Genomic DNA, 13,037 nt, shown 5'->3' on the forward strand with positions numbered 1-13,037 from the left:
GGGTCTGCTCGACAGCATTTTCGTCGCTATTGCCAATGCGGAGCCCCGGAGGATCAAAACCGGTTAGCAGCATGATGCCGACGGTTCAGAGCAAGCGACTCAGATTCCCGATTTGCTCAGAGTCTCCCAGCCTGTGGCTCTCCGTGCAGCGGGCCTTGAGCGTCTGGCTCGACCTTTTTGAAAGCTCGCCTCCAATCGCTGGACGAGTTTGGCGGCAAGGCTAGTCGTCTCCATCGGTGTTATGATCGATGCCAGGGAGGCCGCCTGGACCATGGCGTGAACTCATTGCCGTATGCTGGCAGTGCAAGGCAATGAACTGACTGCACAACATGTAGGTGCATTCGTGGATCAAATTTCCAGATAGCCAAACAGCGCGCGTATCTCGATTAGGTGGCAAGGAGTTGCGAAAGCTATGTTCGCAGTTTGAGAATCGTCCGATATGCCGCACAACGATGCCGGCAAGACGAGCCGAGAATGATCTGACGCAATGTTCAGATCCAAGAAGGACGGTTACCTGTGGCCCAGAAAGGAATCACACTAAAGGACGTTGCCGCAGCGGCTAAGGTGTCGCGCGCCACGGCCGCCCGGGCGCTCAACAGCTATGGTTACGTTGGCGACGAGACGGCGCTCCGCGTGGTTGAGGCAGCCGAAAGGCTGGGCTATCGGGCCAACCTCGTCGCGCAGGCGCTGCGCAGCGGACAATTGCCGATCATAGGCTTCGTGCCCGGCGATATCCAGAATCCGTTCTTCGCCCGAATCGCGCACGACATAGAGGTGGAACTGCGCAAGCACCGCCACAATCTTCTGATTGCCAGCAGCGAGGAGAATGTAGAACAGGAGAAAGAACTGCTTGAGAGCCTTCGCTCGCTCAGCATTCGCGGCTTCATCCTTGCCCCAACGTCTGCAACCGACAGCCAGCATATTGTGCAACTGGCCCGCGAAGGCGCACCGATCGTGCTCATCGACCGCGTGGTAAAGGACCTGCAATGCGACAGCGTCGTCGTCGACAACGAGGGCGGGGCACGCGAGGCAGTGGACTATCTGGTTGGCAACGGTCACCACCGGATCGGTCTTTTGCGCGACGAGTCACGCATCTTTACGGCACAGGAACGCTTGGCTGGCTACGAAAACTCGCTCCACTCGCATGGGATCGCAATCGATGAAGCGCTCATCGGCGTATCGCGCTCGACCGTCGAGCACGCCATCGAAGCCACGATCCGCCTGTTCAGCCGGCGCAATCGCCCCACCGCACTGTTCACGGTGGACAGCCTCATGACGCAAGGCGCGCTTCTTGGCCTGCGTTCAATGGGGCTCTCGATTCCGCATGACGTGTCGGTGGTTGGCTTCGATGACTTCAACCTCGCCACGTTCACCGATCCGCAGATAACGGTCGTGGCGCAACCCATCTCCGAGATCGGACCGCTCGCCGCCAGATACCTGCTGGAGCGGCTTGCCGGCAAAAAGGTTGCACCGCGCCGTACCCGATTTCAGACCCGCTTGATCGTACGCGGATCGGTTGCCCGGCGCGCTGTGCGCTAAAGAGCAAACCCCTCGATTTCGGAGAATTTCGTCTAAAGGACTTGCCATTGGCGAAATTGCGTGCCCATTATTGCTTGTGAGATCGATCTCACATCGGGAAACGAGCTAGACGGCCCACCGACGCCTAAGGCGGGCTAGAGGCCTGTAACATGCGAAATACAAGGAAAACGTCATGCTGAACTTCGATAGGGACCGCTTCGTGAAGATCCAAAGCGGGGCCGTCGCCGTCGCAGGTGAGGTTCGCTCACTGATGCGCACACTGCTGGCAGATGGCGTCGAGCGGCTGTTTTTCATGGGCACCGGCGGCGTGCAGCTTCTAACCTTACCCGCGATCGAGTTGGCGCAGCGCTGTTCCACCTTCCCGGTGAGCGGTGCCTATCCGGCGCAGGTCGTGATCGATCCGCCCGCCGGTCTCGACAGCAAGGCCGTGGTGGTCATCCCGTCCTTGTCGGGCACGACCAAGGAAGGCGTCGAGCTCATGGCCTTTCTGAAAAAACGTGGTGTGCGCACCATTTCGCTCACCGGCCATTCGGATACGCCAATCGCACGGGAGGCTGACCACAATTTCACGAACTTCGCCGAAGACGACACCTCGTCGGAATCCTTCTACCTGCAGACGCTGCTGATCGTCCTGGCCCTGCTGGAAGAGCGCGGCGAATATGATGATTTTGATGGCACTGTCGCCGAACTCAAACTGCTGCCGGATCTGCTTGCCGACGCCAAGGCTGCCTTTGAGGACAGGGCGGCCGAACTGGCCCAGACAATCAAGGACGATACCTATCACATCTTCACCGGCGCCGGCTCGGTGTGGCCGGAGGCACACTATTACGGCATGTGCATCCTCGAAGAGATGCAGTGGATTCGCACCCGCCCGGTGCACGCCGCCGACTTCTTCCACGGTACGCTCGAGTTGGTCGAGCCGGGCGTCAGCGTTTTCGTGTTCAAGGGCGAAGATGCCCTTCGGCCCCTGGCCGACCGGGTCGAGAACTTCGCCAAGCGCTACACGGACCGCGTTCGCACGCTGGACGCGGCCTCGGTCAAGTTGCCGGGCATCTCCGCAAAGGTCCGCGGCATGATCTCGCCGGTTCTGCTCGCCACCTTGCTCGAGCGGCTGAGCGCCCATCTCGAGGTGCTGCGCAACCACCCGCTGACCACCCGTCGCTACTACAAACGCGTGGAATATTGATCCCCTCTCACCTCTGAAGGAGCTATCCATGAAACGTTCGCTGCAAATCGTGGCGGTCACGGTGGCCGCGGTATCATCATTGGGGTTGTCGATAAGCGGCAGTTCCGCCGCTTCGCCGGCTGTCACGGCCGACCCAAACGCCAAGGTGGAATACACCGGCACGCTTTCGGTCCTGACGAAGTTCGGGCTGCAACAGCTGTCGCCGTATTTCGTCAACCTGGCACAGGCCTATGAGAAGCTCCATCCGGATGTGAAGGTCGAACTTATCCAGGAGAGCGACGACAGCGTGAAGGGCAAGACCAAGACGCTGGTCGCTTCCAACTCGCTGCCCGATATCTATTTCTCCTGGACAGGCAGCTGGGGTGGCAATTTCGTGCGCGGCAATCGCGCCGTTGATCTCACGCCCGTCATTGCTGCCGATACCGAGTGGGGCAAGTCGCTGTCTCCAGCCGCCGTCAAGGCGTTCCAATACAACGGCAAGTTCTATGGCATTCCGCTTTACCAGGATGCCAAGTTCATGGGCTACAACAAGCAGATCTTCGCCAAGCTCAGCCTCAAGGCACCCGGCACTTTCGAGGAATTGCTGACCAGCTGCGACGCCATCCGCAAATCCGGCGTGACACCGATCTCCTTCGGCAACAAGGAGGCCTGGCCGGCAATCCACTTTGCAGGCCAGCTGCTCGCCTACAACGTGCCGCAGGCAACGCTGGAACGCGACTTCGATCCGGCCACCGCCCAATACAGCGATCCAGGCTACGTCGCAGCACTCAAGCAGTTCAGCCAGCTTGTCGAGCGCTGCACCGATGGCGCCGGCGTCAACGGCACATCCTATGCTTCGGCTCTCCAGGCCTTCACCAACGCCCAGTCGGCTATGTACTACCAGGAAATCATCGAGTTCGATCAGGCCGCCACGCCGGAGTCGGCGTTAAAGCCCGCCGATTTCGGATTCTTCCGGCTGCCGGTGCCCGCTGGCGCAAAGGGTGACGCCAAGTCGATCGAGGGCGCGCCGGAGGGCTACATGATCAATGCGGCATCGAAGAACATCCCGCTGGCGATCGATTTCATGAAGTTCGTGACTTCCAAGGAAAATGCGCAGGTGCTGTCTGCGCCACCCTATGGCCAGCCGAGCGCCACCATCGGCGGCGCCTCGGAATCGAACATGAGCGCGGCTGTGGTCGATGGCCTCAAGGATATCAACGCCGCCTCATACCTCATGCCCTGGCTGGATACGGCCAACCCACCGCGCGTCGCCGCCGTCTGGCTGTCCAGCTTGCAGGCGCTGGCGGGCGGCTCGATGACGCCCGAGCAAGTGATGGACGAGGTGCGCAAAGCCGCATCCGCGGCCAAATAAAACAGACCATGGCAAGGGCCTCGGACACAGTGGACAGCGGCGCCGATATTCGCGGCGTCGCCAAGCCGCAACGGCCAAAGAGCCGGCGGGCCTGTTTCGCCAACCTGTTGTCGTTGCGATGGGCGGCGATCGCGCTCATCCTCATCGGCTGGTTCGTCTATTATCCGATCGTCGACAATTTCATCGTCAGCACCACTGACCAGGACATCTACACCGGCGAGGTCACCAATGTCGGCCTCGCCAATTACGACCGGCTGCTGCATGACCCGGTCGTGCTGCTGGCGCTGTGGAACAACTGCCTCTACGCTCTCATCTCCGTCATCTTCCAGGTCTTCGGCGCGTTCCTGCTGGCGGCCATCATCGAGGACCTGAAGAGCGAACGCTGGCGCCGCCTGTGGCGCGCCGTCTATTTCGTCCCGTCGGCCATCTCGATCACGGTGACGGGCCTGCTGTTTTATTTCATCTACCAGCCGCAGATCGGCTTGCTGGATGCAGCCCTCAGCCGTGTTGGCCTGAGCCAGCTCGTCATGCCCTGGCTTGGCAATGAGCACACCGCCATCTATGCCATCATCGCCATGAGCCAATGGCAGGGTTTTGGCTATTCGACGCTGCTGTTTGCCATTGCCATTCAAAAGATCCCGCGCGACCTCTACGATGCCGCAACGATCGACGGCGCAGGCCCGCTTCGCCGCCTGTGGAGCATCACCTTTCCGCTGACCCGGGAAATGACGGGATTGATGATCATCGTCACCATCACCGGCGCGTTCCAGGTGTTCAACGAGGTCATGGTGATGACCGCGGGCGGCCCCAACAACAGCAGCCAGGTGCTGGGCACGTGGCTCTACCAGAAGGCCTTCATCGAGGACAATTTCGGCTATGGCGCGGCGATCGCCGCCGTCATCTTCATGTTGACCATGCTCACCGGTGCGGCACAGCTCTGGTACACCAAGCGCCGCCGGGTGCAGCAATGAGCGCAACGATTGCAGCCGGTCGCAGCCGGCACGTCAATGTGTGGTCGGTCATCGCCAGGACATTGCTCTATTCGTTCCTGGTCTGCCTCGCTGTCGTCGTCATCTATCCGCTGATCTGGATGGCGCTGAGCGGCTTCAAGGACAATGCACAGATCTTCGGCGATCCCTTCGCCCTGCCCACCCGTTGGTCGTGGAACAATTACCTGCAAGCGTGGAACCAGGGCGTGCGTGGCTACGTGACAGTCTCGGTGCTGGTGACCATCGCTTCGGCCATATGCACCGTGCTAATCAGCGCCTGGACGGCCTTCGGCCTGACCCGCACGAAGATGCCGGCAAAGCCGCTGGTTATCGCCATCGTTCTGGGCGGCTTGATGCTGAGCCCCACGGTGGCGATCATTCCACTGGTGAAGATGTTGCAGGCGCTCGGTCTCTACAACACCTACTGGGCGCTGATCATTCTCTACACGGCGTTCCGGGTGCCGTTCACCACCTTCCTCATCCGCGCCTACATGCTGGATCTGCCTGAAGACATCGACGAGGCGGCGACGATGGATGGCGCCAGCGAGGGTCAGATCTTCTGGCGCATCACCTTGCCGCTGTGCCGGCCGATAATCATCTCCTGCGTCATCCTGCACGTCCTGTTCGCCTGGAACGAATATCTCTTCGCCATGATCTTCACGAGCGGCTCGGATGTGCAGACGCTGCCGGTCGGACTGACGTCGATCATGGCAACGCACGGGACCAACTATGCCGTGGTGTTCGCGGCCATGACGATCTCGGCGCTGCCTATCGTGATCGTGTTCTTTGCCGCGCAACGCTACTTCATCCGTGGCTTGGCCGAAGGCATCGGCAAATAACAATTCCCGAAAGGAGCCTTCATGCCGCAGCTCGCTGCTCATCAGCTGATCGGAGCCAATTTCAGCTTTCAGCACTTCCCCTTCGATGAGGTCGCCAGGACGATCCGAGGCTTTGGCCTGCGCGAGATCGAGCTGTGGGGGATTGCCCAGCATCTGGACCTGTTCCACGCCACGGACGCACGTGTCGAATCCGTTCGCCGGGTACTCGCCGGCAACGAGCTGTCGGCCTGGTGCTTTACGCCTGAGCAGGTGTTGTATCCAATCAACATTGCCTCCGGCGACGCCGCACTGCGCCAGGACAGCATCGAGCGGTTTTGGCGTGCAGCCGACATCTGCGCGGCGCTTGGCGCCCGCTATCTCTTCCTGACGCCCGGCCGGGGCTACGAGAGCGAACCCCGGCAACCGGCATGGGACCGCGCGGTCGGTTCGATCGGCGAGATCGCCCGGCGCGCCGCCGCAAACGGGGTGCGCTGCCTGCTCGAGCCGTTGCAGCGGTTCGAGAGCAACCTCGTCAATGATGCGGCAGGCCTGCGCCAAATGCTGGACGAGGTGGGCGCTGAAAACATCGACGTCGTGCTCGACACTGTCGCCATGGCCACGGCCGGCGACACCGTGGCCGGCTATGTCGACCTGTTCGGCTCGCGGCTGGCGCATGTCCATCTGGTCGACGGCACACCAGGCGGGCATCTGGTGTGGGGGGAGGGCACGCTGCCGCTCGACCACTATGTCAGCGAACTCGCGCGCCTCGGCTATGCCGGTAAGTTCACCTTCGAGCCGTTCGGCAACGGCTCCTACGCGCTCGATCCGGTAAAAGCCTGGACACGCTGCCTTGGCGCCATCGCGCCGTATATCGATCGCGCAACGGTGCCGGCATGAGGTCGAAAAAGCTTATCGCGGTCGGGGACAATTGCCTTGATGCCTATTTGACCAACAACTTGATGACGGTGGGCGGCAATGCCTTGAATGTCGCGGCGCAATGGCGGCGCAACGGCTGGTCCGCGCGCTATTTCGGCGCCGTCGGGAACGATCCCGAAGGCGACGTGGTGCTTGCCGAACTGCAAGGTGCCGGCCTATCTCCGGACGACGTCGAACGGCTTCCCGGCGATACGGCCGTCACCTTGCTGCGCGATGAATCCGGCGACCGGAAGTTCCTGCACGAATCCTTCGGTGTGGGCGAAAACTACATGCCGGCGCCCGCGCATTATGCGGTCATCGCCGCGGCCGACTGGGTGCATCTCGGCACCAACGCCAACAAGCACCTTGTTCAACGATTGGTGGCGGACCATGTGCCGTTCAGCATCGATCTATCGACCGCCCATATGGCGCTGCCGCTCGACGGTGTCCCGCTTTTGTTTGCGTCCGGACCGGACGATGTCGATGTTCCCATCGAGCCATCGCTGGGCGCGCTCAGGGCGGCCGGCGCAAGGCAGGTAGTTTTGACCTGTGGTCGACGCGGCTCCTACTTCGACGATGGCACGAATGTCGTGCATGCGCCGGCGACGCTTGTCGATGTCGTGGATACGTGTGGCGCCGGCGACAGTTTCATTGCCACTTTCCTCGCCGGCTTCCATTTCGGCGGCCTCGGCGCCCTGGAGGCATTGCACAGGGCGTCGATCGCGGCGGCGCAGACCTGCACCCATCTTGGCGGGTTTCCCCAGAGACCGCGTCCGATACCCGATTGGCTGCCAGCCAAATATGCCAGCTTCATTGTCGATGCGCAGGGAGCCCAAGCGTGAGTACAGTTCGTTTGCGGCAGCCTGCGGTCGCGCTTGCATCTGACCGGTCGTTTTGGCTGCAGGACATTGCCGCCGCCCCTGCGACCGAGCCATTGCGAGGCGACGAGCGCGCCGACGTGGTGATCGTCGGTGGCGGCTATACCGGTCTGTGGACGGCGCTGCGGATCCTTGAACTTGCGCCGCAAACGCGGGTGGTGATCCTTGAAGCCGATCTGTGCGGATCGGGGGCCTCGGGGCGCAACGGCGGTCAGGTCCATTCATGGTTCGCCGAAATCGACCAGATCAGTGCGGTCGTCGGTCTCGAGGAAGCGCGCCTGCTGTGCGCCGACACGGTGGCATCGATCGCGGAGCTGAAGACGCTGCAGCAAAACGGCACCATAGACATGGACCTGAGGCTGGACGGATGGTTGTGGACAGCAAGCTCCATTGCGCAGGAAGGCGCCTGGGAGACCGCCGTGGCCTTGACGGCGGTTGTTGGAGAAAACCGTTTCAGCCCGCTGACAGCCGAGGACATTCAACGCCGCACCGGTTCATCGGCCTCCTATGTCGGCGTCGTCGAGACCACTGCCGGCACGGTCCATCCCGCCAAACTTGCCATCGGATTGCGCAAGCTGGCACTGGCACGCGGCGTCATCATCCATGAGCGCAGCCCGGTCCTCGCCATCGAACCCGGCATGACATGCACGGTGCGCACGGCGCATGGCGCGGTACGGGCTGACAAAATCGTGCTTGCCGCCAACGCCTGGCTTTCCGCGCTGCCGGAACTGCGGCGACATCTTTATGTCGTCGGCAGCGAGGTGATTGCCACTGCCGCCGTTCCCGAACTGCTCGACAGCATCGGTTGGCGCGACGGTGCCTCGATCTGCGATTCCCAGGCCCAGGTGCTCTACTACCAGCGCACCATCGGGGGCAGGGTGGTCTTCGGTCGTGGCAGCGGCAACGTCGCCTTCAGTGGAAATTTCGGCGCCAGCTTCAACCGCAGCCCGGAGCACGGCCGCGACAATATGCGAGAGCTGCATCGGGTCTACCCGTCGCTGCGCGGTGTGGCGATCGAATATGACTGGTCGGGGCCGATCGACTGCGTGCCTGAACACGTTCCTGTCTTCGACCACCTGCGCGATCATCCCAATATCTTCTACGGCATGGGATTTAACGGCACCGGCATCGCGCAGACGCCGATAGCCGGACGCATTCTGGCGAGCCTGGTGCTCGAGCGAAAGGATCGCTGGAGCGAAAGCGGTCTGGTCGGCATCGAGCGGCGCATGTCGCTGCCGCCCGAGCCTTTGCGTTATCTCGGCGCCAGACTTGTCCGCGCCGCGGTGCGCCGCAAGAACGAGGCCGAGATCCGCAACCGCAAGGCCGGCAGGATCAGCAGTCTTTTGGCGGCCCTGAAGCCAGGCAGGCGCAAGAAGTAGCCGGGCATCTGGCTCATCGTCACGCTCTTCAAACCATGAGCCGGCACGTGCCGTCCCGATGACGGTGGACGCGGCATTGCGATCAGGGTGTTTGCTGGGTTGATCGACGTACATTCTTAAAGCGGAGTGCGTCGACCTTGTTCTAACGTATTCATGTGGGCCGTACCGCCGCCAGGCCTATGCTTGGCGCACTTGCGGCTTTCCATCCGAGGGCGGGCCAACGGATCCGCGTGCAATGATGGCGGTCGGCAAAACGAGCCTTTCCGCCGGGCGAGAATCTCCCTTCAATCGCCGGATGAGCAATTCCGCGACGCTCTTGCCAAGCGCGTAGACGGGCTGGTCGATAACGGTGATGGGCGGCGTGGTGACGCTCGTCCAGTCCGCATCATGGAAAGTGATGAGCGAAATGTCGTCGGGAACCCGCAGGCCGCGCTCGCGGGTCACCTTGAAGATCTCCAGCGCAATGACGCTGTCGGAGGCGAGGATCGCCGTCGGCCGATCCGGCGCCGACAGCATCTCGCCGGCAACCCTGCGCGTTTCGGTGGGGCTTGTCGCGCCAAGGCGAACAAAGCGTTCTGGCCGATCAAGTCCGGCCTCTCGGCACACGGTGAGGAAACCGTCGATGCGCTCACGGACCGACGAGGTGTAGATCTGCCCGAGATCGCGGTACTCGTGCCCTTCGGCGTCGACCGCGGTCACATAGGCGATGTTGCGGTGGCCGGCATCGGCTAGAAAGCGGGTCGCCAGCATGGCGATGCCGCGATCGTCGGTCGTGACCGTATCGACATCCAGATCTGCCAGCGCCCTATCCAGCAGGGCAAGCGGTCGGCCCGAGCGGTGGATATCGCGCAGGTGCGCGATGTCGCGCGATTCCGACGGCGTGACGATCAGCCCGTCGACGCGCTTGCCGATGAGCAGTTTCACGGCCGCCTTTTCCGCCTCGATCTTCTCGCCGGAATTGGCCAGGATGACGTTGAACCCGGCTGCCTTTGCCGCGTCGCTGATGCCGCGTACCGCGAGGCTGAAGAACGGGTTCTCGATGTCGCCGACAACCACGCCGATGATGCCGGAGCGGCCGGTCGTCATGCTGCGGGCGAGCTCGTTCGCACGATAGTCCAAGGCCTTGGCCGCGGCCATGACTTCCGCGCGGATCATGTCGCTGACGACGCCGTATCCGCCGAGCACGCGCGCGGCTGTCGCTTTCGAAACGTTGGCCGCGCGGGCGACGTCGCTGACCGTTATCGACGGGGTCTTGGGGGCTGTTCTTTTCATCGGATGACGACTACAAGAGTTGTTGACGGGAGGTCAACGTGGCGATAACGATTAACAAAGAGACCGGTCTCACGCAATATGAGACCGGTCTCTTTAAAAGGAGTGGAGCCGAGAGGCGTGACGGACCGTAATCTCGTCAAGGGCATGTCGGGGCGCCAGATGGCGGCTCGACGGAATACCAAGAAGAACAGACCTTCAGAGTGGAGAAAGACATGAGCAGCAAAGAAATTCTCAAGTCGTTGATGTGCCCGGTCAGAACCGGCGCAATGGCTCTTATGGCGATGTGCGTCGGCGCCGCGCTGGTTTCAGGAGCGGCCGCCGCGGATGACAATCCCTATGGCTTCATTGATGCGAAGGTCATCAGCGTCGGAACCATGGGCGATGCCAAACCCTACGCTTTCACCCAGGCCGATGGGTCGTTCACCGGCTTCGACATCGAATTGTTCCGCAACGTGGCGAGCCGCCTTGGATTCAAGCCCGACCAGGTGATCTTCACCGGCCAGGAATTCTCGGCGCTTATGCCTTCGGTTGCAAACGAGCGCTTCGATGTCGCGGTCGCGGCAATCGGCACGACGGAAGCACGCAAGAAGACCGTCGACTTTTCCGACGGGTATATCGCAGGCTATCTCTCCGTGCTTACCGCCGACAAGTCGATCACGTCGGCGGACGGGCTCAAGGGCAAACGTCTCGGCGTCGTGCAAGGCACGCTCCAGGAAATCTACGCGGCGAAGAATTTTGTCGGAACCGATCTCGTCAAATTCCCCGACAACAACTCCGCCGTTTCAGCACTTAACAATGGAACAGTGGATGCCCATTTCCTCGATTACGAGGCCGCCAAGGACTATGGCGTTCGCTATGCGAACCTGAAGATCGCGGTCAATATTCCTTCCTTTGACGCGCCGGCCGGCTTCGTCCTGCGCAAGGGCAACGACAAGCTCCGCAATGCGCTGAACACCGCCCTTCACGAGGCCATGCAGGACGGCACCTGGAAAACGCTTTATGAAAAGTGGTTCCCCGGCTCGCCGATGCCCGACCAGTATCTTCCCAAGAAGTAGACCGTACCCGGCCGCTGGCTCTCATGCCGGCGGCCGGATTACGCCGCCGTCCTTGATGCGGACGATGTGAATAGCGCAACCGAAAGGGGGGCAAATGAACTGGCTCGAAAACCTGCGGCGCAGTTTCCTCGACTGGCAGGCCATGGCGGACGTGCTGCCCAGCATGATCACCATCGGATTGAAGAACACGTTGATCCTCGCCGCCGCGTCGACGGTGCTGGGTGTCATTCTCGGCATGATCCTGGCGGTCATGGGCATCTCGCAATCGCGCTGGCTGCGCATTCCGGCGCGGGTCTACACGGATATATTCCGTGGGCTGCCGGCGATCGTCACCATCCTGCTGATAGGCCAGGGCTTTGCCCGCATCGGCCGTGAAATCTTCGGCCCTTCGCCCTTTCCGCTCGGCATTCTTGCGCTGAGCCTGATCGCCGGCGCCTATATCGGCGAAATATTCCGCTCGGGCATCCAGAGCGTCGAGCGCGGGCAGATGGAGGCCTGCAGGGCGCTCAGCATGAGCTACGGCCAAGGCATGCGCCTGATCGTGATCCCGCAAGGCATCCGCCGCGTCTTGCCGGCCCTCGTCAACCAGTTCATCGGCAACGTCAAGGATTCAAGCCTTGTCTACTTCCTCGGTCTGCTCGCCTCGGAGCGCGAGATCTTCCGTGTCGGTCAGGACCAGGCAGTGGTCACCGGAAACCTCTCGCCATTGCTTCTGGCCGGCGTGTTCTATCTCGTCATCACCGTGCCGTTGACCCATGTGGTCAACTACATCGACAACTCGCTGCGGGTCGGAAAGCAAAAGGCCGGCCTCGTCATCAGCGGCCTGGCCGAAGTGAGCGAACTGGAGGGCGCCACCGGCAGTGCACCTTCGGAGGCCGGCTCTGATGCCCGCTCAGCGCTGCCCCGCTTCAAGGGCGGCAGTCTCGCCATCACCGATCTCGACATGGCCTATGGCGACCTCGATGTTCTCAAAGGCGTCAGCATGGCAGTCAAGCCTGGCACGGTCACATGCGTGATCGGCCCATCAGGTTCGGGCAAGTCGACCCTGCTGCGCTGCCTCAACCGCCTGGTCGAGCCCAAGGGCGGTGAGGTGTTGCTCGATGGTGCGAGCATCCTGGCGATGAAGCCTGAAAAACTGCGCCGGCGTGTCGGGATGGTTTTCCAGCAGTTCAATCTGTTTCCCGACCACACCGCGCTCGAAAACGTCATGCTGTCGCTGACCAAGGTAAAGGGGCTCCCTGTACAGGAAGCTGAGCGCATCGCCGAGGCGCGCCTTGCCGACGTCGGGCTTGCGACCCGCAAACACCACCGTCCAGGGAGCCTTTCCGGTGGCCAGCAGCAGCGTGTGGCAATCGCTCGTGCATTGGCGATGGACCCGGAGGTCATCTTGTTCGATGAGGTAACAAGCGCACTCGATCCCGAACTGGTGAAGGGCGTGCTCAACCTCATGGCGGATCTCGGCCGGCGCGGCATGACAATGGTCGTGGTGACACATGAAATGGGCTTCGCCCGCAAGGTCGCCGATCAGGTCGTCTTCATGGATGAAGGCCGCATCATCGAGGCCGGCACGCCTGCAGCGATTTTCGACACGCCGAAAAGCCCACGTCTGAAGCACTTCCTTGCCGAAGTGCTTTGATCACGCATGAGCCCTTCAA

General features: G+C 61.7%; 11 protein-coding genes. 10 read left to right on the forward strand and 1 reads right to left on the reverse strand.

Annotation, left to right across the window (positions count from 1 at the left end; genetic code table 11):
* The first annotated feature begins 516 nt into the window (after positions 1 to 516).
* The 8 genes from NKH38_RS14355 to NKH38_RS14390 all read left to right on the forward strand — a co-directional run bounded on the left by NKH38_RS14355 (position 517) and on the right by NKH38_RS14390 (position 9,055).
* On the forward strand, positions 517 to 1,539 hold the full coding sequence (locus NKH38_RS14355) for a LacI family DNA-binding transcriptional regulator (protein ID WP_023667745.1): 1,023 nt from the start codon (positions 517 to 519) through the stop codon (positions 1,537 to 1,539).
* Between the two features lie 172 nt (positions 1,540 to 1,711).
* Complete coding sequence (locus NKH38_RS14360) at positions 1,712 to 2,725, forward strand: SIS domain-containing protein (protein WP_023729125.1); 1,014 nt, start codon at positions 1,712 to 1,714, stop codon at positions 2,723 to 2,725.
* Between the two features lie 28 nt (positions 2,726 to 2,753).
* A complete protein-coding gene (locus NKH38_RS14365) occupies positions 2,754 to 4,076 on the forward strand; it encodes an ABC transporter substrate-binding protein (protein WP_023815126.1) in 1,323 nt (440 codons plus the stop codon).
* Between the two features lie 8 nt (positions 4,077 to 4,084).
* Positions 4,085 to 5,047, forward strand: coding sequence for a carbohydrate ABC transporter permease (locus tag NKH38_RS14370; protein WP_023818620.1), 963 nt, complete (start codon positions 4,085 to 4,087; stop codon positions 5,045 to 5,047).
* Entirely contained in the window at positions 5,044 to 5,904 is an 861-nt protein-coding gene (locus tag NKH38_RS14375) for a carbohydrate ABC transporter permease (protein WP_352763129.1), read from the forward strand. The genes NKH38_RS14370 and NKH38_RS14375 overlap by 4 nt, the downstream gene beginning before the upstream one ends.
* A gap of 21 nt (positions 5,905 to 5,925) precedes the next feature.
* Positions 5,926 to 6,780, forward strand: coding sequence for a sugar phosphate isomerase/epimerase family protein (locus NKH38_RS14380; RefSeq protein ID WP_352763126.1), 855 nt, complete (start codon positions 5,926 to 5,928; stop codon positions 6,778 to 6,780).
* Entirely contained in the window at positions 6,777 to 7,640 is an 864-nt protein-coding gene (locus tag NKH38_RS14385; protein WP_352498005.1) for a PfkB family carbohydrate kinase, read from the forward strand. Before NKH38_RS14380 ends, NKH38_RS14385 begins: the two co-directional genes overlap by 4 nt.
* The gene (locus NKH38_RS14390) at positions 7,637 to 9,055 is read left to right on the forward strand and encodes an NAD(P)/FAD-dependent oxidoreductase (RefSeq protein ID WP_031243865.1); all 1,419 of its coding nucleotides are present in this window, start codon (positions 7,637 to 7,639) and stop codon (positions 9,053 to 9,055) included. Before NKH38_RS14385 ends, NKH38_RS14390 begins: the two co-directional genes overlap by 4 nt.
* Positions 9,056 to 9,232: 177 nt before the next feature.
* On the opposite strand, the gene NKH38_RS14395 is transcribed toward NKH38_RS14390, so the two are convergent.
* Positions 9,233 to 10,327 carry a LacI family DNA-binding transcriptional regulator gene (locus NKH38_RS14395; RefSeq protein ID WP_023667753.1) on the reverse strand — a complete coding sequence of 365 codons (1,095 nt, stop codon included), beginning with the start codon at positions 10,325 to 10,327 and terminating at the stop codon, positions 9,233 to 9,235.
* A 212-nt stretch (positions 10,328 to 10,539) separates the two neighbouring features.
* Between NKH38_RS14395 and NKH38_RS14400 the strand changes: the two genes are divergently transcribed.
* On the forward strand, positions 10,540 to 11,382 hold the full coding sequence (locus tag NKH38_RS14400; protein ID WP_352763124.1) for an ABC transporter substrate-binding protein: 843 nt from the start codon (positions 10,540 to 10,542) through the stop codon (positions 11,380 to 11,382).
* A gap of 94 nt (positions 11,383 to 11,476) precedes the next feature.
* Positions 11,477 to 13,018 carry an amino acid ABC transporter permease/ATP-binding protein gene (locus NKH38_RS14405; protein ID WP_023820869.1) on the forward strand — a complete coding sequence of 514 codons (1,542 nt, stop codon included), beginning with the start codon at positions 11,477 to 11,479 and terminating at the stop codon, positions 13,016 to 13,018.
* Positions 13,019 to 13,037: the final 19 nt, after the last annotated feature.

The sequence above is a fragment of the Mesorhizobium sp. M1078 genome (genome assembly GCF_040318615.1).
In the GTDB taxonomy this organism is placed as follows: Bacteria; Pseudomonadota; Alphaproteobacteria; order Rhizobiales; family Rhizobiaceae; genus Mesorhizobium.

Coding starts and splice junctions, on each gene's coding strand:
- NKH38_RS14360 (WP_023729125.1), top strand. CDS start 1,712: ATGCTGAACTTCGATAGGGACCGCTTCGTGAAGATCCAAAGCGGGGCC.
- NKH38_RS14365 (WP_023815126.1), top strand. CDS start 2,754: ATGAAACGTTCGCTGCAAATCGTGGCGGTCACGGTGGCCGCGGTATCA.
- NKH38_RS14370 (WP_023818620.1), top strand. CDS start 4,085: ATGGCAAGGGCCTCGGACACAGTGGACAGCGGCGCCGATATTCGCGGC.
- NKH38_RS14375 (WP_352763129.1), top strand. CDS start 5,044: ATGAGCGCAACGATTGCAGCCGGTCGCAGCCGGCACGTCAATGTGTGG.
- NKH38_RS14380 (WP_352763126.1), top strand. CDS start 5,926: ATGCCGCAGCTCGCTGCTCATCAGCTGATCGGAGCCAATTTCAGCTTT.
- NKH38_RS14385 (WP_352498005.1), top strand. CDS start 6,777: ATGAGGTCGAAAAAGCTTATCGCGGTCGGGGACAATTGCCTTGATGCC.
- NKH38_RS14395 (WP_023667753.1), bottom strand. CDS start 10,327: ATGAAAAGAACAGCCCCCAAGACCCCGTCGATAACGGTCAGCGACGTC.
- NKH38_RS14400 (WP_352763124.1), top strand. CDS start 10,540: ATGAGCAGCAAAGAAATTCTCAAGTCGTTGATGTGCCCGGTCAGAACC.
- NKH38_RS14405 (WP_023820869.1), top strand. CDS start 11,477: ATGAACTGGCTCGAAAACCTGCGGCGCAGTTTCCTCGACTGGCAGGCC.